The sequence below is a fragment of the Clostridium intestinale genome (genome assembly GCF_035905475.1).
GTDB classification, from domain to species: Bacteria; Bacillota; Clostridia; order Clostridiales; family Clostridiaceae; genus Clostridium_T; species Clostridium_T intestinale.
The window spans coordinates 2,133,875-2,155,624 of the sequence record NZ_CP121166.1 but is presented as its reverse complement, the minus strand read 5'-3'; the positions used below and the strand labels follow the sequence as shown (position 1 = coordinate 2,155,624).

23 protein-coding genes are annotated in these 21,750 nt (G+C 30.9%); 22 read left to right on the top strand and 1 reads right to left on the bottom strand.

The features are described 5' to 3' along the window. Position 1 precedes the first annotated feature (1 nt). The 19 genes from P8F83_RS11215 to P8F83_RS11125 all read left to right on the top strand — a co-directional run bounded on the left by P8F83_RS11215 (position 2) and on the right by P8F83_RS11125 (position 16,165). Complete coding sequence (locus P8F83_RS11215; RefSeq protein ID WP_326514658.1) at positions 2-748, top strand: 16S rRNA (uracil(1498)-N(3))-methyltransferase; 747 nt, start codon at positions 2-4, stop codon at positions 746-748. After that, a complete protein-coding gene (gene mtaB, locus P8F83_RS11210; RefSeq protein ID WP_326514657.1) occupies positions 748-2,055 on the top strand; it encodes a tRNA (N(6)-L-threonylcarbamoyladenosine(37)-C(2))-methylthiotransferase MtaB in 1,308 nt (435 codons plus the stop codon). The genes P8F83_RS11215 and mtaB overlap by 1 nt, the downstream gene beginning before the upstream one ends. A 12-nt stretch (positions 2,056-2,067) precedes the next feature. Then, a complete protein-coding gene (locus P8F83_RS11205; protein WP_238902521.1) occupies positions 2,068-2,412 on the top strand; it encodes a histidine triad nucleotide-binding protein in 345 nt (114 codons plus the stop codon). Between the two features lie 119 nt (positions 2,413-2,531). After that, entirely contained in the window at positions 2,532-2,708 is a 177-nt protein-coding gene (gene rpsU / locus P8F83_RS11200; protein ID WP_021801013.1) for a 30S ribosomal protein S21, read from the top strand. A 44-nt stretch (positions 2,709-2,752) separates the two neighbouring features. Continuing rightward, positions 2,753-3,202, top strand: a complete 450-nt coding sequence (locus tag P8F83_RS11195) for a GatB/YqeY domain-containing protein (RefSeq protein ID WP_073018782.1) — start codon at positions 2,753-2,755, stop codon at positions 3,200-3,202. 144 nt (positions 3,203-3,346) lie between these two features. Then, positions 3,347-3,631, top strand: coding sequence for a sporulation protein YqfC (gene yqfC, locus P8F83_RS11190; protein ID WP_021801015.1), 285 nt, complete (start codon positions 3,347-3,349; stop codon positions 3,629-3,631). Beyond that, positions 3,632-4,768 (top strand): sporulation protein YqfD, encoded by a 1,137-nt coding sequence (gene yqfD, locus P8F83_RS11185; protein ID WP_326514656.1) that lies wholly within the window; start codon positions 3,632-3,634, stop codon positions 4,766-4,768. A gap of 27 nt (positions 4,769-4,795) precedes the next feature. Further along, complete coding sequence (locus tag P8F83_RS11180) at positions 4,796-6,853, top strand: HD family phosphohydrolase (RefSeq protein WP_326514655.1); 2,058 nt, start codon at positions 4,796-4,798, stop codon at positions 6,851-6,853. 1 nt (position 6,854) lies between these two features. Beyond that, positions 6,855-7,358: an rRNA maturation RNase YbeY gene (gene ybeY, locus P8F83_RS11175; protein ID WP_315109619.1), complete on the top strand. Its 504-nt coding sequence runs from the start codon at positions 6,855-6,857 to the stop codon at positions 7,356-7,358. A gap of 12 nt (positions 7,359-7,370) precedes the next feature. Continuing rightward, positions 7,371-8,069 carry a diacylglycerol kinase gene (locus P8F83_RS11170; protein WP_073018790.1) on the top strand — a complete coding sequence of 233 codons (699 nt, stop codon included), beginning with the start codon at positions 7,371-7,373 and terminating at the stop codon, positions 8,067-8,069. A 19-nt stretch (positions 8,070-8,088) separates the two neighbouring features. Beyond that, positions 8,089-8,496: a cytidine deaminase gene (locus tag P8F83_RS11165; protein WP_420022611.1), complete on the top strand. Its 408-nt coding sequence runs from the start codon at positions 8,089-8,091 to the stop codon at positions 8,494-8,496. 8 nt (positions 8,497-8,504) lie between these two features. Continuing rightward, entirely contained in the window at positions 8,505-9,395 is an 891-nt protein-coding gene (gene era, locus P8F83_RS11160; RefSeq protein WP_073018794.1) for a GTPase Era, read from the top strand. 12 nt (positions 9,396-9,407) lie between these two features. Further along, positions 9,408-10,151, top strand: a complete 744-nt coding sequence (gene recO, locus P8F83_RS11155; RefSeq protein WP_326514654.1) for a DNA repair protein RecO — start codon at positions 9,408-9,410, stop codon at positions 10,149-10,151. 2 nt (positions 10,152-10,153) lie between these two features. Next, positions 10,154-10,756 (top strand): DUF4342 domain-containing protein, encoded by a 603-nt coding sequence (locus tag P8F83_RS11150; protein ID WP_073018799.1) that lies wholly within the window; start codon positions 10,154-10,156, stop codon positions 10,754-10,756. Positions 10,757-10,957: 201 nt separating this feature from the next. Beyond that, a complete protein-coding gene (locus tag P8F83_RS11145) occupies positions 10,958-11,587 on the top strand; it encodes a transcriptional regulator CcpN (protein WP_238902516.1) in 630 nt (209 codons plus the stop codon). Between the two features lie 72 nt (positions 11,588-11,659). After that, positions 11,660-14,293 (top strand): pyruvate, phosphate dikinase, encoded by a 2,634-nt coding sequence (ppdK, locus tag P8F83_RS11140; RefSeq protein WP_326514653.1) that lies wholly within the window; start codon positions 11,660-11,662, stop codon positions 14,291-14,293. Positions 14,294-14,666: 373 nt separating this feature from the next. Next, positions 14,667-14,996: a motility protein A gene (locus tag P8F83_RS11135; protein ID WP_326514652.1), complete on the top strand. Its 330-nt coding sequence runs from the start codon at positions 14,667-14,669 to the stop codon at positions 14,994-14,996. Positions 14,997-15,005: 9 nt separating this feature from the next. Continuing rightward, positions 15,006-15,479, top strand: a complete 474-nt coding sequence (locus P8F83_RS11130; RefSeq protein ID WP_326514651.1) for a motility protein A — start codon at positions 15,006-15,008, stop codon at positions 15,477-15,479. After that, positions 15,476-16,165, top strand: coding sequence for an OmpA/MotB family protein (locus P8F83_RS11125; RefSeq protein WP_326514650.1), 690 nt, complete (start codon positions 15,476-15,478; stop codon positions 16,163-16,165). The genes P8F83_RS11130 and P8F83_RS11125 overlap by 4 nt, the downstream gene beginning before the upstream one ends. A 102-nt stretch (positions 16,166-16,267) precedes the next feature. Here P8F83_RS11125 and P8F83_RS11120 read toward each other — a convergent pair whose 3' ends face one another. Beyond that, on the bottom strand, positions 16,268-17,344 hold the full coding sequence (locus P8F83_RS11120; protein WP_326514649.1) for a CotS family spore coat protein: 1,077 nt from the start codon (positions 17,342-17,344) through the stop codon (positions 16,268-16,270). 196 nt (positions 17,345-17,540) lie between these two features. Between P8F83_RS11120 and P8F83_RS11115 the strand changes: the two genes are divergently transcribed. The 3 genes from P8F83_RS11115 (at position 17,541) to rpoD (ending at position 21,691) form a co-directional block, all read left to right on the top strand. Beyond that, entirely contained in the window at positions 17,541-18,569 is a 1,029-nt protein-coding gene (locus P8F83_RS11115; RefSeq protein WP_073018816.1) for a deoxyguanosinetriphosphate triphosphohydrolase, read from the top strand. Between the two features lie 207 nt (positions 18,570-18,776). Then, positions 18,777-20,552 carry a DNA primase gene (gene dnaG, locus P8F83_RS11110; protein ID WP_073018819.1) on the top strand — a complete coding sequence of 592 codons (1,776 nt, stop codon included), beginning with the start codon at positions 18,777-18,779 and terminating at the stop codon, positions 20,550-20,552. 26 nt (positions 20,553-20,578) lie between these two features. Next, positions 20,579-21,691 carry an RNA polymerase sigma factor RpoD gene (gene rpoD / locus P8F83_RS11105; protein ID WP_073018821.1) on the top strand — a complete coding sequence of 371 codons (1,113 nt, stop codon included), beginning with the start codon at positions 20,579-20,581 and terminating at the stop codon, positions 21,689-21,691. The last annotated feature ends 59 nt before the right edge of the window (positions 21,692-21,750 follow it).

The following is a 21,750-nucleotide window of genomic DNA, read 5'->3' as shown; positions in this document are numbered from 1 at the left end:
AATGCATAAGTTTTTTACTCCTAAAGAACTGTTTTATGAGAATGAGGCTAGAATACTAGGTGAAGATGTTAAACATATATATAGAGTTCTAAGACTTGAAGAAGGTGAAAAAGTAGTTATAAATAATCTTCAAGGAGAAGAGTTTTTAGGAAGAATAACAGAAATAACTAAGACTGAAGTTAAAGTAGTTATAGATGAAAAGTTAGAAGTTAATAATGAAAGTCCACTTGAAGTATATCTTTTTCAAGGACTTCCTAAAGCTGCAAAGATGGACTTAATTGTTCAAAAAGGAACAGAACTTGGATTTAAAGAAATAACTCCAATAATAACTGAGCGAGTTGACGTTAAGTTAAAGGGTGAGTTTAAGAAGTTAGATAGACTTGAGAGAATAGCTTTAGAAGCTTCAAAACAAAGTAAGAGAACTTTTATACCTAAGATAAACTCTCCTATTTCTTTTAAAGAGTTAGAGGAAGAGTTGAAACTTATGGACTTAGTTGTAGTTCCTTATGAAAATGCTGAAAACTTTGGAGTTAAGTCTTTAGTTAAGAACATAGATAAAAGTGTAAACAAACTTGGGATTATAATAGGTCCTGAAGGTGGATTTGAAGAAGAGGAAATAGAAAAACTTAAAGATAATGGAGCTTATATTGTAACTTTAGGACCAAGAATTCTAAGAACTGAAACAGCAGGTTTTGTTTGTGGATCATTGCTTCAATATGAGCTTGGAGATTTAGGAGGAAATGAGTAATGAAAGTGGCATTTGCAACATTAGGTTGCAGAGTTAATGTATATGAATCAGAAGCTATGATGGAGAAGTTTATAAGAGAAGGATATGAAGTTGTAGACTTTAGCGAAGTTGCAGATGTTTATGTTATAAATACCTGTTCAGTTACTAATATGGGAGATAAAAAATCTAGACAGATGATTTCTAGAGGAAGAAGACAAAATCCAGATGCTGTTATTGCAGCGGTAGGATGTTACTCTCAGATAGCTCCTAGTGAGGTTAGTAGCATAGAAGGCATAGATGTAGTATTAGGCTCAAGAAACAAGGGAGAAGTGGTCTATTGGGTTAATAAAGCTAAAGATGAAGGTAAGATGCAGGTTCAAGTTTCAGAAGTTCTTAGAAATAAGGAGTTTGAAGATTTGAGAATCGAAGAGTATCAAGATAAAACTAGAGCTTTCTTAAAAATACAAGATGGTTGTAATAGATTTTGTGCCTATTGTTTAATACCATATACTAGAGGCGCAGTATGTTCTAAAGATCCTAGAAAAGTAATTGAAGAAGTTAAAGTTTTAGCTGAGAATGGATTTAAAGAAATAATACTTTCAGGAATACATATAGCCTCTTATGGAGTAGAATTAGATCAGAAGATAACGCTTATAGATATAATTGAAAAAATTGAAACTATAGATGGAATTGAAAGAGTTAGAATAGGATCTATTGATCCAACTTTCTTTACTGAAGAAGTGGTTGAAAGAATCACAAAGTTTAAAAAACTTTGTCCTCATTTCCATCTATCACTACAAAGTGCTTCTAATGGAACTCTTAAAAGAATGAATAGAAGATATAACATAGAAGAATATGAGAGTATAGTAAATATTTTAAGGGGAAAGATAAAAGATGTGTCTTTAACTACAGACATAATAGTAGGATTCCCAGGCGAAACAGAAGAAGAGTTTAATGAAACTTACGAGACTTTAAATAAAATAAAGTTATCTAAGATGCATATATTTAAATATTCTCCTAGAAAAGGTACTAGAGCTGCTGACATGGAAAATCAGATAGATGGAAATGTCAAAGAGGAAAGAAGTAAAAAACTAATAGAGCTAGACCTAAGAAATGAAAAAGAATTTATAGAAAAATATATAGAGACAGAGATACCTGTTTTATTTGAGCAAAAGGTAAAAAATGAACAGGACTTATATGAAGGATATACTCATAACTATATAAAGGTTATAGTTTGTTCTAAAGAAAAAAACTTAATAGGTAAAATTATTAAAGTAAAAATAAATGATGCAGGAAATGGAGTAGCCTATGGAGAAATAATAGATTAAGGGGGTGAAAACATGAATGATTGTATTTTTTGTAAAATAGCAAAAGGAGAAATCCCGTCAAAAAAAGTCTATGAAGATGATAAGGTGTTTGTTTTTCACGATATAAACCCGGAAGCTCCAGTACATGTATTAGTTATTCCTAAAGAACATATAGCGAGTGCTAATGATATAGATGAAAGTAAAAGTGATATAATAGCACATATATACTTAGTTATCCATAAGATAGTAAGAGAACTAGGTATATCAGAGACTGGCTACAGAATAGTTAATAATTGTGGTGAAGATGGTGGTCAAACTGTAAATCATCTACATTTTCATATTCTAGGAGGAAGAAGTCTTAAATGGCCTCCAGGCTAACAATAATTATATGAAGTTCTTGACATTGTAAAATATAGTATTGTATAATATAGCGTGTGTTGTTTAAAGCCCACGGCTGTGCATTATAACATATTAGCTAGCGGAGGGAGGGATAGTAGATGTCAGAAATTAGAGTTGGAGAAAATGAAACACTAGAAAGTGCTTTAAGAAGATTCAAAAGAAAATGCGCTAGAGCAGGTGTTCTTTCAGAAGTAAGAAAAAGAGAACATTATGAAAAACCAAGCGTTAAGAGAAAGAAAAAATCAGAAGCTGCTAGGAAGAGAAAGTTTAAATAATAGCAGAGTTCTATAAAAGAATTTCTTTGAAAGAAGGTATTATATTGCCAACAATAAAAGAAAGACTTCAAGAGGACTGGAAACAGGCTTTAAAGGCAAGAGAAAAATTTAAGGCTGAAGTTTTAAGCATGGCTAAAGCAGCTGTACTTTTAGTTGAAAAAACTAACAATGTCAAAATTGAAGATGAGCAAGTTATAGAAATTTTAGCAAGAGAAATCAAGCAAAGAAAAGAAGCTATGCTTGAGTTTGAAAAGGGAAATAGACAGGATCTTGTAGATAAGTCTAAGACTGAGATTGAGATTTTGCTAAATTACCTTCCTCAACAGTTAAACGAGAATGAAATTCTTGAAATTGTAAAACAAGCTGCGCTTGAAGTTGGTGCCAACTCTCCTAAGGAGATGGGAAAAGTTATGGCGAAAGTCAGACCTTTAACTGTAGGCCGTGCTGATGGTAAACTTGTAAGTTCAATTGTTAAAGAATATTTAAGTAAATAATTTTACGTTATAAAAGGAGTTCACTTTGTGAGCTCCTTTTTTACATGTCATGAAATATCAATATAAATGATATTTTAAAATTTGTAATTTAATAAACCACATCATCATAAATTAATATGAAATGATTTTTTTTTGAGGGGTTTTATGGAGTCTAAGTGGAATAGAGCAAAAATGAAGTTAGCTGAAAACCTAGAAATACCAAATGATGTAATATTAAGTACGCCGAAAATAACTATCTCAAGTAATAATGAAATATCTATAGAGAATCATAAAGGGATAATAGCCTTTGAAAGAGAGTATATAAAGATAAATTCTAAAATAGGGACTATAACCATAAATGGAAAAGACTTTGAGATAGCTTTTATTGGAGGGCAGACTATAGTAATTCAAGGAGAGTTCAAATCAGTAATTTATGAGGGGATGGGGTAAATGGAGATATTAAAAAAACTTAAAAAGGGAACAATAACTATAGAGGTAAGAGCTATGATTCCAGAGAAATTTATCAATTTACTTTGGAGTCATGGCATTTATTCTAAAAATATTAGAAAAGTTGATTTAACAACATTTCTTGTGGAGATAAACTTAGTAGACCTTAAAGAAGTTCAAACTATAGCAAAAAGAATAAATGCAAAAGTTAAGGTTGTTGGAAAAAAAGGGTTAGCTTTTTATCTTATAAAAGCTAAAAGGCAAGTTTCTTTATGTGTAGCTGGAATAATATTTTTGGGGGTTATGTTCTACTTGTCTACATATATTTGGAGCATAGAGATTAACACTAAAAAAATATTGTCACCTTTTGAGATTAGAAGACAATTAAATTCATTAAATGTAAAACCTGGTGTTAAGAAAACATCTTTAGATGTTTATGCTTTAGAAAAGCAGCTAGAGGACACTAATAGCGATATAATGTGGGTAAAAGCAAGAATAGAAGGATCTACCTTAAAGGTAGATATAGAAGAGAAGGTAAACCCACCAGAGATTAAGGAAAAAGAAGACAATGAAGGTGTAATTGCTAAGATGGACGGGGTCATAAAAAGGATTTATACAATTTCAGGAACTGCTGTTGTTAAGCCTGGTGATATAGTTAAAGCAGGAGATTTGCTTATAAAGCCATATCAAGGAAAAGAAGGGCTTGAATATCCAACTAAAGCAGAAGGTAAGGTTATGGCAAATACGGCCTATGAAAAGATATTAGAGGTACAAATAAGCGGTAAGTCAAAAGAGAGAACAGGAGAAAAAGACAAAGCTATATATGTCGAAGTTCTAGGAAAGAAAATTTATCTAAAAAAGCCTATAAAAACATATAAGGACTATGATAAAATAGAAGTCAAAGATAACTTTATAAAAAGTGAAGTTTATTATGAGGTGTCAGAGAAAGAGCTAAACTTAAACGAAGATGAGGTTAAGCTTGATGTGCTAAATAAATCAAGAGAGGCAGTTTTAAAAGAGATTGATAAGAAAGATACCATAGTACAAGAAATTCAAGATGTTGAAAACATAGGGGATGGAAAAATCATAATAAAAAATAAGTTTATAGTAGAGCAAGATATATCACAAATGAACAATTAACTTTAATAATAAAAAGTAGGTGAAACTATGGCTAAGAAATTGGATAACCAAAGAAATATACAACTAAAAAGAGTTTTAACTTTCTTCGTCACCTTCTTATTAGCTTTTTTGATTTTAATGACTGCTATAGTTACTAAGAAATATAATTTAAACCCAGGGGATATAGCTAATGCAGATATAAAGGCTCCTAGAGATACAATAGATCAAATGGCTACAAAAGCTAAGGAAGATGAAGTTGTTCAGCAAATAGATAAACAGTATACATTGAAAACAGATGTATTAAAAACATCAGAGGATAACATAAAAAACTTTTTTCAAAAGATAATAGCACTTAAAGATTCTACAGCTCAAGAGAATGACAAAATAGCTGCTATAAAAACATTAAATATAGTTAAGTTAGATGATGAAGACTATAAATATTTACTTTCAGTTTCCAAAGAGGACATCACTTTATTTCAAAATAAGTCCTTAGAGATAATAGGACTTGTTTACAAAAAGAACATAGAAGAAGATAAGGCAGAAGATATACAAGCTGCAAAAAATGAAGTTGAAAACAACTTAAACAACAGTAGTTTTAATAGAAGACCTAGAGATATACTGAATCTTCTTATAACTTCTCAAATAAAACCTAACTTCTTTTATGATAAAGAAAAAACTGATGAAAAAATTCAAGAAGCGCAGAAAAATGTTCCTAAGATAGTAATAAAGAAAAATCAAACTATAGTAAAAGAAGGAGAACCTGTTACTGAGTCTCAGATAGAGCTTCTAAATGAATTAGGACTTCTTAAAAATTCTGCAGCAGGAGATAGTTTATATGTATATTTTGTATTAGGTATATTTGTTGCTGTAATATTAACTATTGAATATTTTTATATTTATAAATATTACAGAAAGATTTTTGATAACACAAACAATCTAATACTTATAAGCATAATTAACATAATATCTTTAGTTTTAGCAAGAAGTACGGCTCTTATATCACCTTATTTAGTTCCAATGATATTTGGACCAATAATGCTAACTTTGTTATTGAACTATAAAATAAGTTTAGTAGTAAGTTTGCTAAACTGTGTTCTAATAAGTGGAGTTATAAGCTTTAAGCCAGAAGTTATGATTTTAGCTTTTGTTTCAAGTGTTTTAGGTTCAACTTCACTAAGAAAAATGCAACAAAGAAATGATATTCTTTTATCAACTGCCTATATAGCACTTATGTGTGCAGTGCTTACATTTTCAACAGGTACATTATTATCAAATGATATGATGGAAGTGCTTGAAAGTACAGCTATGGGGGGAGTCGGTATACTTTTATCGGGAATACTTGCTATAGGATTTTTACCCGTATTTGAAACTACGTTTGATATAGTAACTACTGTTAAGTTACTAGAACTATCTAATCCTAATAGTCCGCTGCTTAAGAAACTTTTAATGGAAGCACCAGGTACTTATCATCACTCAGTTTTGGTATCTAATTTAGCAGAGCTTGCAGCAGAAGAGATAGGCGGTAACTCAGTATTAGCTAGAATAGGTTCTTTTTATCATGATATAGGAAAAACAAAAAGACCTTATTTCTTTAAAGAAAACCAAATAGGGAAAGACAATCCTCACGATAAAATAACTCCGAACTTAAGTACATTAATTATAACATCCCATGTTAAAGATGGACTTGAGATGGCTAAAGAGTACAATTTGCCAAAGGTGATAAGAGATATTATAGCTCAACATCATGGTACAACCTTGGTTAAGTATTTTTATTATAAGATGAAAAACTCTCCAGAGGGTGGAGAAGAAGTTAAGGAAGCTGATTTTAGATATCCAGGACCAATACCAGAAAGCAAAGAAGCTGGAATAATAATGTTAGCTGATTCTGTAGAAGCTGCGGTAAGGAGTATAAGTGAACCAACAAAGGGGAAAATAGAGGAAATGGTTAATAATATAATTAAAGATAAGTTGCATTCAGGTCAGTTAGACAACTGTGATTTAACTTTAAAAGACTTAACCAAAATAAGACAATGTTTTTTAAAAGTTTTAAGTGGAATATATCATGAGAGAATTGAATATCCCACAGAAGAAAAAGGAGTAAAATAAATTGGTATATACTGATAATAGACAATCTAAATTAGAAGTGACTAAAGAATTTCAAGAGTTTATAGAAAGTACTATAGAGTTTGCACTTAAAGAAGAAGAGGTAAAGTGTGAAACTCAGATATCTTTAATATTTGTTGATAATGATGAGATAAAAGATATAAATAGAGAAACAAGATCTATAGATAAGGAAACAGATGTATTAAGTTTCCCAATGATAGACTATGAAAAGGGAAAAGTATTTAAAGAGCAATATAGTAATTATGAGTTTGATGAAACTTATTTTGATGGTGAAGAGTTAGTACTTGGGGATATAGTAATATCTTTAGAAAAAGCTGTTGAACAGAGTGAAGAGTATAATCATTCCTATGATAGAGAAGCTGCTTATTTAGCAGTTCACTCTGTTTTGCATCTTCTAGGATATGATCATATGGAAGAGGATGAAAAGCAAGTAATGAGAGATAGAGAAGAGGCTATACTTAACAAGTTAAATATAACAAGAGGTTAGAGGGGTGAGATTATGAAGGTTAAAAATTTGGTGGATAGCTTTAATCATGCTATAAATGGTATAATTCATTCTGTAAGAACTCAAAGAAATATGAAAATCCACATGTTCGCAGCAATATGTGTTTTAGGAGCATGTTTCTTTTATGATATTTCTAAGGTTGAGTTTCTTATATTGGCAGTAACTATAACAATGGTAATAAGTGCAGAATTAATAAATACTGCTATAGAGTATGCCATAGACTCTACCACAAATTTTTATCACCCTTTAGCTAAAATAGCTAAAAATGCTGCTGCTGGAGGAGTTTTGATAACAGCAGTTAATGCGATACTAGTTGGATATATAATATTTTGGGATAAGTTAAATAGAGCAACATTTGAGGTGGTAAACAAAATAAAAAACTCTCATCCTTATATGATATTTATTGTATTGATTATAGTGTGTATTGCAACAATAATAGTGAAAGCTATATTTGGTGAAGGAACGCCATTAAAAGGTGGTATGCCATCAGGACATAGTGCGTTAGCGTTTTCATTAGCTACAGCGATTTCTTTAATAACAGAGGAGCCTATTATAATAAGCTTAAGCTTCATAATGGCCTTTATAACAGCCCAGAGCAGGGTAGACTCAGAAGTACATTCTGTGGCAGAAGTTATCGTTGGAGCCATTTTTGGAACGGTTATGACTTTCATAATTTTTAAGCTTTTTAGTTAAAATAAGAGGAGGATTACGTATGGATATAAATGTTGAAGAGCTGGTTTTAGCTGCTATAGAGATTAGAGAGCAAGCTTACGTTCCTTATTCAAAATTTAAGGTAGGAGCAGCTGCTTTATTTGAAGATGGAAACATATATAAAGGATGTAATATAGAGAATGCTTCTTTTGGAGCAACAAATTGTGCTGAAAGAACAGCAATATTTAATGCAGTATCAAAAGGCAATAGAACATTAAAAGCAATAGCCGTTATAGGTGATACAGAAAAGTATACTGCACCTTGTGGTATATGCAGACAGGTAATGGCTGAATTTGCAGAAAATGAAAATATAAAAGTGATAATAGTAAAAAATTCAAAAGATTATATAATAAAAACATTAGATGAAATGTTACCAGGATCGTTTACTAAAAAGGATCTTGAGGTTTAGGAGGAAGAATGTTTAAATCAGGTTTTATAACTATAGTGGGAAGACCAAATGTAGGGAAGTCCACTTTAACTAACTATATTATGGGAGAGAAGCTATCAATAGTTTCTAATAAACCCCAAACAACTAGAAATAATATACAAACTATATTGACTGAGGAGGAGTATCAAATAGTGTTTGTTGATACTCCTGGAATACATAAACCAAAACATAAGCTAGGCGAATACATGGTTAACTCAGCGAAGGATTCTATAAAAGATGTAGATGTAGTGTTATTTTTAATAACTCCAGATGTAACAATTGGAAGAGGAGATAGATTCATATTAGAGTCTTTAAAAAATCAAAAAGCTCCTGTTTTTCTTGTAGTTAACAAAGTAGATGAAAACACTCATGATAAAGTTGCTGAAACTTTAGTAAACTATTCAAAAGAATTTGAGTTTGCTGAAATAATACCTATATCTGCCTTAAAGGGTAAAAACGTAGATACACTTAAAGAATTAATAGTTAAGTATTTACCAGAAGGTCCTAAGTACTATCCTGAAGATATGATCACAGATGTACAAGAAAAGTTTGTTGTAGCTGAAATTGTTAGAGAAAAAGCCTTAAAGACCCTTAGAGATGAGGTTCCACATGGTATTGCTGTAGATATAATTCAAATGAAACAAAACGACAAGGGAATGTATACAATAGAAGTAGATTTAATCTGCGAAAAAGACTCTCATAAGGGTATAATTATAGGTAAGAATGGACAGAGTTTAAAGAAGATTGGAGAAACGGCAAGATATGAAATAGAACGTTTCTTAAGAGAAAAAGTAAACTTAAAGATTTGGGTTAAAGTTAGAAAAGAGTGGAGAGATAATCCGCTACTACTCAAAGATCTAGGTTATAAGAAGCTTAAGTAAGCGGGTGGAGATATGTCACTTTTTGAAACTCAAGGAGTTATTATAAAAACCCAGGATTTTAAGGAAAATGATAAATTAGTTTGGGTTTTTACAGAAAAGTCTGGAAAAATTACTACAATTGCAAAAGGTGCAAAGAAAGCTAAAAGTAAACATTTTTCTATAACACTTCCTTTATGTTATGGAGAGTATATGATGTTTAGAGGTAAAAATCTTTACTCTTTATCAGAAGGGAAGATTATTAATTCCTTTCAAGGGTTATTAGGTAATTTAGAAAAGCTTACTTATTCATCTTATCTTTGTGAACTTATAGATATATCTTTAATAGATGGAGAAAGTAATCCAAACTTATTTAAGGATTTTGTTACTTGTTTATATTTATTAAATACTGATGCCATAGACTATGAACTTTTAGTAAGAAGCTTTGAACTTAAACTGCTTAAGTCTACAGGATATGGTTTGAACCTTAATAACTGTGCAAACTGTGGCAAAAAGATTAATACTAGTAGTTACATCAGTCTTGCAAATTATGGAGGAATATGTGGAGAATGTACGAAAGAATATAGTATTCGTATTTCTACTGCCGCTTATAATGTATTAAGGTTTCTAAATTCTTCACCAATGGATAAGGTTCATAGGGTTAATGTAAATACAGAAATTAAGGATGAGATATTTAAAGTAACATCAAGTATCTTTTCTTCAAACTATGCTAAAAAACCTAAAAGTTTAGAAATGTTAGAATATATAAAGGAGAGATAGCTGTGAGTGAAATAACATTAGAAAAAGTAGATAAAGTAAGAGAAAGAACTAATACTACTTATGCTGAGGCAAAATATGCTTTAGAACAATGCGACGGAGATGTTTTAGAAGCTATAATATATTTGGAAAATATAAAAACATCAGAAAAAGAATCTCAAAAAGAAGGAAAATATGAAAGCTTTGAAGAATTTAAAGCTTATATCAAAGAAGTAGTTCGAAAAGGAAATGTTACAAGAATCAAAATTAAAAAAGATGATAGAACTGTTGTAGATATACCTGTAAATGCTGGAGTAGCAGCAGGGGTTATAGCTATAATGCTTCCACAATTATTAGCTATAGGAGTAGTTACGGCTATAGTTACTAAGCTTACTATTGAGATAACTAGAGAAAATGGAGAAGTTGAAGTAGTAAATAAGTATATAAAAGGGGCATATGATGATATAAAAGACAAAGCATCAGATGTTGCAGAAAGTATAAAAAGCAAAGTTTCAGAAGTGAAAAACGGAGCTTATAACAAAAGTAATACCCAAAAAAGCTCAAATGAAGAAGAAACTTTTTATACCTACACTGTTAATTTTGAAGAAGAAGAAAAAGAAACAGATTGATAAGACTGTAAAATAAAGAAAATAGAAGCAAATTAACATTAATGAGATGAAAATTAAAGAATCATGGGAATATTCAGTAAATTTAATTAATTATTCAGAAAATTTAGTATAGTAAAAGTTGTATAACATGTTATAATAATCTTGTAAATATTATAACTAATTTGAATTGTCTGAATATTCCTTGATGAAACGAGGGATAGTATGAAGTTTTCCAATAGACAAGAAGAAATCATTAGGTTGGTGAAAGAAGGACAGCCTATAACATCAGAAGCCTTAGCAGAAAAATTAGGAGTAACAAGAGCGGCAATAAGACCAGATTTATCTGTATTAACAATGATGGGAATATTAGATGCAAGACCTAAGGTAGGATATGTATATTCATCGAAAACTACAAAAAGTCGAGTTTATGATTTTATTTCCAACATAAAGGTTAAAGATATAATGTCAAAGCCAACAATTGTTTCAGAAGAGACTATGGTATATGACGCTATTGTGTATCTTTTCCTTAAGGATGTTGGAACTCTTTTTGTTGAAAACGATGGAAATTTGACTGGAGCTGTTTCTAGAAAAGACTTTCTAAAGATAGCAATTGGAGGTACAGATATACATAAGGTACCTGTAGGCGTCATAATGACAAGGATGCCTAATATAATTTATGCTAGTCCAGAGGATTCGGCGTTTGTTGTGGCAAAGAAAATAATAGAACATGAAATTGATAGCATTCCAATTATAGAAAGAGAAGCACGAGAAGATAGAGAGATAATAAAAATGGTAGGGAAGGTATCCAAAACAAACATTACGAAGCTTTTTGTAAGACTAGGAGATAGTTAATAGTGCAACTTTCGGGAAAGTCCCGTTAGTATATATAACAATAATTTTCGTATCGAACGGAGGAGTATTGAGATGGAAGAAAAGAAGTACGTGTACCTTTTTAGTGAGGGAAATGCATCAATGAAAAACCTTTTAGGGGGAAAGGGTGCTAACTTAGCAGAAATGACAACTCTTGGAATACCAGTACCACAAGGTTTTACAGTAACGACTGAAGCATGTAACAAATATTATGATGATGGTAGAGTTATAGCTAACGAAGTTATAGATGAAATTTATGAGAAAATGCATGAACTTGAAAAAATCACTGGCAAAGAATTTGGAAATGTTGAAAAACCTCTTCTTGTTTCAGTAAGATCTGGAGCAAGAGCATCAATGCCGGGGATGATGGATACAATATTAAATTTAGGGTTAAATGATGAATCTGTTGAAGCAATGGCAAAGCTTACAAACAATCCAAGATTTGCTTATGATTCATACAGAAGATTCATACAAATGTTCTCAGATGTAGTTATGGATGTTGAGAAAAGATTATTTGAAAATCTTATCGATGAGATGAAAGAAGAAAATGATGTTCATCTTGACACTGATTTAACTGCTGATGACTTAAAAGAGTTAGTAAAAAGATATAAGGCTCTTTATAAGAAAGAAAAGGGAGAAGAGTTCCCACAAGATCCTAAAGTACAGTTAATAGAATCAGTTACAGCTGTATTTAGATCATGGGATAATCCTAGAGCTATAGTTTATAGAAGACTTAATGACATTCCAGGAGCATGGGGAACTGCTGTAAATGTTCAAGAGATGGTATTTGGTAACAAAGGGGAAACTTCAGGAACAGGGGTTGCTTTCTCAAGAAACCCAGCAACAGGCGAAAATGCTATATATGGTGAATACTTAATGAATGCACAAGGTGAAGACGTTGTTGCAGGTATTAGAACACCACTCCCAATTTCTAAATTACAAGTTCAAAATCCAGAAATATATAAACAGTTCGAAGATATTGTTAATACATTAGAAACTCACTACAAAGATATGCAAGATATGGAGATAACTATAGAAGACGGGAAATTATATTTCCTACAAACAAGAAATGGAAAGAGAACAGCTCAGGCTGCACTTAAAATAGCTGTAGATTTAGTTGAAGAAGGAATGCTTACTAAAGAAGAAGCTATATTAAAAGTTGAACCTAAGCAATTAGATTCATTACTTCATCCAAACTTTGATGAAATTGAATTAAAGAACACTGAAGTAATAGCTAAAGGATTACCAGCATCACCAGGAGCTGCTTCAGGAAAAATAGCATTTACTGCCGAAGAAGCTAAATTAAGAGCTGAAAATGGTGAAAAGGTTATCTTAGTTAGACTAGAAACTTCACCAGAAGACATAGAAGGTATGATTGCAGCACAAGGTATACTTACAGTAAGAGGAGGAATGACTTCTCATGCTGCGGTTGTTGCAAGAGGAATGGGAACTTGCTGTGTTGCAGGTTGTGGAGCTATTAAAGTTAATGAATCAGCTAAGACAGTAGAAGTTAATGGAAAAGTTTTAACTTCAGAAGATTGGTTGTCTATAGATGGATCAACAGGAAATGTTTATCCTACAGCATTAAAAACTGTTGCACCTGAAATATCAGGATATTTTGCAACTTTCATGGGCTGGGCTGATGAAGTTAGAAAGTTAAAAGTAAGAACTAATGCAGATACACCAAAAGATACTATGCAAGCTGTTGAGTTTGGTGCTGAAGGTGTGGGATTATGTAGAACAGAGCATATGTTCTTTGCAGAAGATAGAATAATGGCTGTTAGAGAGATGATAGTAGCTAAAAATGAAGAGCAAAGAAGAAAGGCCTTAGAAAAGCTTCTTCCTATGCAAAAAGGAGACTTTGTTGGAATATATGAAGCCCTAGAGGATAGACCAGCTACTATAAGATTCCTAGATCCACCACTACATGAATTCTTACCACATTCTGATGAAGACATAGAAGCATTGGCAAAAGAAATGGGATTAACTTTTGAAGATTTAAAAGCTACAGTAGAAAGTCTTCATGAATTTAACCCAATGATGGGACATAGAGGATGCCGTTTAGCAGTTTCTTATCCAGAAATAGCTGAAATGCAAACAAGAGCAGTTATAGAGGCTGCTATTGAAGTTAAAAACAATAAGGGATACAATGTAGTTCCTGAAATAATGATTCCTCTTATTGGAGAAATAAAAGAGCTTAAGTTTGTTAAAGATGTTGTAATTAGTACTATCAAAGCAGTATTAGAAGAAACAGGAGCAGAGTTAGAATATAAAGTAGGTACTATGATAGAGATACCTAGAGCTGCAATTACTGCAGATGAAATTGCTAAAGAAGCAGAGTTCTTCTCATTTGGAACAAATGACTTAACTCAAATGACATTTGGATTCTCAAGAGATGACGCTGCTAAGTTCCTAAATGCTTACTATGAAAATAAAATATATGAGCAAGATCCATTTGCTAAGTTAGATCAAAATGGAGTTGGAACATTAGTTAAGATTGCAGTTGAAAAAGGAAGAGCAACTAGACCAGACATTAAACTTGGTATATGTGGAGAACATGGTGGAGATCCATCATCAGTTGAGTTCTGCCATAACATTGGTTTAGACTATGTTAGTTGTTCACCATTTAGAGTTCCACTAGCAAGACTTGCAGCAGCTCAAGCACAAGTTAAAAATCCAAGAAAATAGTTTGTTGATATAATGAAGCTTAAAGGGTAAATGTTGAAATACATTTATCCTTTTATTTTTATAAGAGTATGAATTATCACTATTTTATTTTTAGTATAATTACATTTTAATAAGGAGACAAGTCAGTCATATTTATTAATGGCAACATTATTATATTAGATTTTTTTACTTTAATAGTAATGGAAAAAAACTAATGTATAAATATATCGAGAAATATAACGATAATCTTAATGAAGAGTCTCAATCTGAAGGTTAAATGAAAGTTTATATTAGGTTTAAAGTAAACTAATATCATAGTATTGATTTTTAGAGATAACTTTACAGGAAAAATATCAATATGCATAAAATTATATAGATTTAGGAGGGTTTCATATTGACGAAAAGAGGAAGATCAACGTTCATTGGATTAATGGTGGGAGTTTCCTTTGTGGTTGGATCAATAATAGTATCCGGAGAACCAGGTTCATTCTGGAACTTACCATCTGCATTTATTATTATGGGAGGAACAGTTGGCTCTGTAATAGTTGCTTTTCCTCCAAAAAGGCTAAAAACGCTTATGCCAGTTATGAAAAAAGCATTTAAAAAAGATAACTATGATATAAAAGAAGATATCCGAACCATAGTTTCACTTTCAGAGATAGCAAGAAGGCAAGGGTTTTTGGCACTTGAAGATTATATTGCGCAAACTAATGATGAGTTTTAAAAAAAAGGTTTGCAATTAATAGTCGATGGAGCTGAAGAAGAGCAGCTTAGAGATTCATTAGAGGGTGCAACATATTTTATGAGACAAAGACATAACAAAGGAGCTAATATGCTTGGAATGATAGCGGCTACAGCACCAGCGTTAGGGCTTCTTGGTACATATATAGGATTGATTCCAATGTTAAATAACTTAGATGATCCAACTAAACTCGGACCAATGATGGCTCTTGAGTTAGTATCATCTTTTTATGGAGCATTTATAGCTTATGTAGTATTTTCTCCATTATCAAAAAGGCTAAAGTTTATGAGTGAAGAAGAGGAAACAAGACGAGAATTATTAATTGAAGGTCTTGCAGCTATTCAGCAAGGACAAAATCCCAAGTTTGTTAGAGAAAAATTAGCGACATATATGAATGTAGATTTAAATGAGAAGACTGAAATAAACGAAAAGGACAAGCAAGCGAGGTGGCTTAGTCAACAATGAGAAAAGCAGGAAGATTTAGTAGATTCGAAGGTAATAACAGTGATGAAGAAGAAGCTAATTGGCAGGATAGTTATAGTGACTTAATGACAGATTTATTAGCTATATTCGTAATTCTTTTTTCTTTTGCAATGATGAGTCAAGCGATTGAAATTAACAATATGGAGAAAGCAAATAATGCAATTGTAGAGCCTTTAGATGCTACAATATTGCCGAATCAAGAAAATTTTAACAGCTTATATGAATCGATTAAAGCTTACGTAGATGAGTCCGGATTTTCTGAGCAATTAAAAGTTACTAAAATAGATAATTATCAAATTTTATTGAGAGTTGAGGATTCTATATTTTTTGAGTCAGGTAAAGCAGATATTAACTCTGATGCAGCACCTTTACTTAATAAGATTTCAGAAATGCTAATTGAGTATAAACAAACAATTAGAATGGTTAGGATAGAAGGTCATACAGACAATAGACCTATAAAGACTAAAGAATTTGATAGTAACTGGGAGTTATCCACAAGTAGAGCTGTTAATGTATTAAGAGAACTTGTTGAAATATCAAAACTTAATTCGAATATGTTTTCTGCAGTTGGATATAGTGAATTTCACCCAGTTGCAGATAATGGAAGCGAGGAAGGCATGACTCAAAATAGGCGTGTGGATTTTTTTATTGAGGCAAAGAGTAATTAACAGAATATAAAATCACATTAATATATAGTTATATATTTGATTATCATAAGTAAGTACGTTAATAATTGAACATAATATTGATATAAAAAGGACTTCAAGATTTTACTTGAAGTCTCTTATCTTTATTTTATAATTTTCTTCAATTGCAGCTATTATGTCAGTTGAAAAACTAAGTTGAAAATCAGTTCTATCAACAACTTTAGATAAAAGCAAATTAAACGAATTTTTATTACACTTCTTTATATTTTTATAGTAGTCACGTGAAAGCTTCCAATACTTTTGTGGAAATATTAGATATGCTAAAATATACTTTATATCATCTTTATTAAGTTTATTAATTGATAAATAGTTATTTATTAAAGATAAAGCTAGCTCCACATTCCATTTAGTATTTTCTCGTTTTAATAATCTTCTCAAAAGATAGGAAATATCTTTTGCTACATAATCATATCTACACTTGTCAAAATCGATAACCCAAACATAACCATCAACATTGAAAATTATATTTTTATTAACATAATCACCGTGACATAGAGATTTTGTAAGATTATCAAAGTTTACAGTAGAAAGAATCTCTAATGATGTTTTAGCTAAATATTCGTTAGAGTCAAAATGTTTTAAATAGGTCTTAGAAAATTTATCTTTGTATTTAAATGCATAGTTTGAACAATTAAGCATGTGAGAAAAGTGTTTCATTGTAGATATGTATAAATTATCAAAACCCTTTCTAATAGTTGCGCCGTTAATAGGGAAAAAGTTTTCTCCTTCCTTATGCATTGTTGCTAGGTTTCTTATTGAATATATAACATGTTCTAAGTTATCAAAATCACATTTCACTCCATCAACCCAAGGAGTTAATATAAATAACATGTCCTTATAAGATACATATCTTCCTTTATTTATATTTGGTATTAGGTTAGGTACTTTAATACCTTTTTGGTGATACCACTCAATTGCAGAGTACACAAAAAGAAGATCCTGTTCACTATAATAAACTTTTTTTAAACAGAAATCCCCATAAACAGAAGAAATTTTATATACAGCGCGTTGTTTCGCAGTATCCTTAAATTTTACTGGAGTAATGTCGCAATCAAAAATATTATATTGTGATAAAATAAATTCCTTAATCTCGTATATACTTAGTAACTCTCTTTTTTTATCTACAGCCTCTTTTGCCATAAATACCTCCTCTTTAAAAGCTCCTATTAATATGATATTAATGAATTTATTTATTTATTCTAATGGATAATAAAATTAAGGGATAAAATAATTATATGAAATAAAATATTAAAAACTTTCATAAATAATATATAGTGATTAAAAAATGAAGGAATTTTATGATTGATATAGAATAATAATTTAAGAGGTGAATTATATGAACATTAGGGAAAAAATTGAAAGAAATGAAGAGTTGACATTGATAAAAGAAGCCTCCTTTTCTAGTAAAACATTAGGTAGGAATACTCCTGAGGAAAAGGATGTTACTAGAACTGATTATATGATAGACAGAGATAGGGTTATACATTCTAAATCTTTTAGACGTTTGAAACATAAAACTCAGGTTTATATAAAAACTTTTGGAGATCATTACAGGACTAGATTAACGCACACTTTAGAAGTAGCACAGATAGGAAGGACAATTGCAGCAGGAATTGGGTTAAATGAAATATTAGTTGAGGCTATAACTTTAGGTCATGATTTAGGTCATGTTGCTTTTGCACATAATGGAGAAGAAGTTCTTAATGAATTTTTGCCAGGTGGATTTAGACATAATGAACAAAGCGTTAGAGTGGTTGAAAAATTAGAGAAAAACGGCAAGGGGCTTAATTTAACAGCTGAAGTTATAGATGGGATTTTAAATCATAGTGGATTTTCAAATGGAAAAGCAAAAGCAAAAACTCTTGAAGGGCAAGTTGTGAAATATAGTGATAAGATGGCATATATTAATCATGACATAGATGATTCTATAAGAGCAAATCTTTTAAGTGAAGATATGCTACCTAAAGAAATTATAAAGGTTTTAGGAAATACCCATGGCGAAAGAGTAGATACATTAGTTAATGATTGTATAGAAAATACATTAAAGAACATAAATGATAATAATATTAAGGTCAGTTTAAGTAAAGAAGTTGGAGATGCTATGGCTGAACTTAGAAAGTTTATGTTTAAAAATATTTATTTAGGTGACGTATTAAAGGTTGAAAGGAATAAAGCTAAGTTTGTCTTAGAGAATGTAATAGAACATTTTTACAAAAACCCACAAGAAATGCCAGAAATTTATCAGAACATAGTGAAAGCAGAAGGATTACATAGAGGAGTTGCAGATTATATAGCAGGAATGAGTGACGATTATTGTATTAATATCTTTAATAATCTTTATGTTCCAAAGTTTGTAATTTATTAGAGAATTAAGAATAATAGAAGATGATTTTTGGTAAAATAAGTGAAGCCGGAAAGAATTTTGAAAATTTTACAGGAGTATACGATTGTTTTTAACAAATAATCGTAAAAACTTCTATATTTATTAAATTTCCCAAGAAGGATTTATAAAATTTATGTCGAATATAAATATAATTGTTGAAAAAAATATCAAAGTAAGGAGGGGAACTCCTTGCAGATTCAAGAAGCATTGATAGAAAGGATAAAGCAGGAAAATGATATTGTAGAAATCATTTCTGAAACTGTAAGGCTTAAGAGATCAGGAAGAAATTATATGGGGTTATGTCCATTTCATAATGATAAGACTCCGAGTTTTTCCGTGTCTCAGGACAAACAAATTTATAAGTGTTTTAGTTGTGGAGAAGCTGGAAATGTTATTACTTTCTTAATGAAAAGTAAAAAACTAACCTTTATGGAAGCGATAAAAGTTTTAGCAGATAAAGCTAACATTCCTCTAAATTTAGAAAATGGAGAAAAAAATTCAACTGCAATTAAAAAAGAGTTGATGTATAAGATTAATACAGAGGCAGCTAGATTCTTTTTTTCTAATTTATTTAAAAGTAGAGATGTTATGAGTTACTTCCAAAATAGAGGGCTATCTTCAAAAACAATTAAAAGTTTTGGATTGGGTTTTGCTAAAAATGATTGGAATAGTTTAAGATTTTATTTAAAATCTAAAGGTTACAATGAGGCAATACTTGAGGAAGTAGGGTTAATAATTAAATCAGAAAAAGGAAACTATTATGATAGATTTAGAAATAGAGTTGTATTTCCGGTTTTTGATTTTAAAGGTAGAGTAATAGGATTTGGAGGTAGAGTACTAGATGATTCTAAGCCAAAATATCTTAATTCTCCAGAAAGTTCAATCTTTGTTAAAGGCACTAATTTATATGGATTAAATTTTGCTATTAAAGATGGGCTTCCAGAAAGATATTTTGTAATAGTTGAAGGTTATATGGATTGTATATCTCTTCACCAACATGGAATTAAAAATGCAGTTGCATCACTAGGTACAGCACTAACACTAAATCAAGCAAGACTATTAAAGCGATATGCAGATAAGGTTATAATATCTTACGATGCTGATGCAGCAGGACAAAATGCTACCATAAGAGGATTAGAGATTTTAAGAAGTGCAGGTTTTGATGTTAGAGTACTCACAGTTCCTAAAGGAAAAGATCCTGATGAGTATATAAGAAGTAATGGTAAAGAAGCCTTTTTAAAACTTATAGATGAATCTCTTCCACTAATTGAATATAGGTTAAAAAGAGCAAAAGAAGGAATAGATTTTACTAACAACGAGCATGTAATTTTATATGGGCAAAAAGTTACAGAAATATTAGCAGAGTTAAATCCCATAGAAAAAGATGTTTATGTTAAGAAGATTTCAGAAGAAACAGGAATAAGAGAGCAGGCATTATATGACCTACTTTCTAAAAAAGTGACAAAATTCCAAAAAGATGAAAACTTTATGAATAATAAGGAAGAAAATGGAACAAAATCATATATAGAGCCTGCTTACCTTAAGGGAGAGAGGCAACTTCTTAAACTAATGACAAAAGATGAATATTTTCAATTAATAAAAGAAAATATAAGTGAACAGGAGCTAATTTCAAAAGCGCATCAAAATATTTACCGACTTATAATAGAAGGTAAAGAAGAAAAAAAAGACCACTTGGAGGATTTTGTAGAATACAATTGCAAAGATACAAATTCTCAAAGTGAATGGATTAAGATAAGAGAATTAGAAATATTAGAGGGTAATATAGAAGCATCTATCAAAGATTATATTTATAACATAAGAAAATATAGATTAGAGAATAAAATGCATACTATAAAGAAAAAGCTAAAGGAAAGTGAAGATAAAGGGGTTTTTGAGGATTTAATTAATCTAGCGAAAGAATTAAAGAATGTTGATTTAGAACTCAAAAGATTAAAAAGAGGTTAAATGGCGTAGCGGAAGGAGGTATTTTAATGGCTGAAAAAATTACTAAAGGTAAGGATAAGGTTGAAAAGACTGAGGATTTAAAAGATAAAAGCACAAAAATGACAGTTGTTAAGAAGTTAATTGAGAAGGGTAAGAAAAGTGGAAGCATAACATACAAGGAGATAATGGATGAACTTGATGAAATAGATCTAAACCCTGAACAAATAGAAAAGATATATGAAGTATTAGAGTCCATGGGAATTGAAGTTTTAGGTGATATTGGAGAAGCAGAAGTTGAAGAAGAACTTGATTTATCAATCCCAGAAGGAATTGCTATAGATGACCCTGTTAGAATGTATTTGAAAGAAATAGGTAAGGTTCCACTGCTATCTTCTGAGGAAGAAATTCAACTTGCTCAGAGAATTGAAAATGGGGATAGTTATGCTAAAAAGAAGTTAGCAGAAGCTAATTTAAGATTAGTTGTATCTATTGCCAAAAGATACGTTGGTAGAGGAATGTTATTTTTAGATTTAATTCAAGAAGGTAATTTAGGACTTATAAAAGCCGTTGAAAAATTCGATTTTACTAAAGGATTTAAGTTTTCAACATATGCTACTTGGTGGATAAGGCAGGCTATAACAAGAGCTATAGCAGACCAAGCAAGAACAATAAGAATACCAGTTCATATGGTTGAAACTATAAATAAACTTATAAGAGTTCAAAGACAACTATTACAAGAACTTGGAAGAGATCCTTTCCCAGAAGAAATATCTAAGGTTATGGATTTACCTGTAGATAAGGTTAGAGAGATTCAAAAGATAGCTCAAGAACCAGTTTCATTAGAAACTCCTATAGGAGAAGAGGAAGATTCGCATCTTGGAGACTTTATTCCGGATGATGATGCTCCAGCACCAGCAGAGCAGGCTGCATTTACAATGCTTAAAGAACAATTGATTAATGTATTAGATACACTAACTCCTAGAGAAGAAAAAGTTTTAAGACTAAGATTTGGTTTAGATGATGGAAGAGCTAGAACTCTTGAGGAAGTTGGAAAAGAGTTTAATGTAACTAGAGAAAGAATAAGACAGATAGAAGCTAAAGCTTTAAGAAAGCTAAGACATCCTAGTAGAAGCAAAAAGTTAAAAGATTATTTAGATTAGTTATTAGCACCTTTTTAGGTGCTAATTTTTATATCCTATGCTATAATGATTTTTGAGGT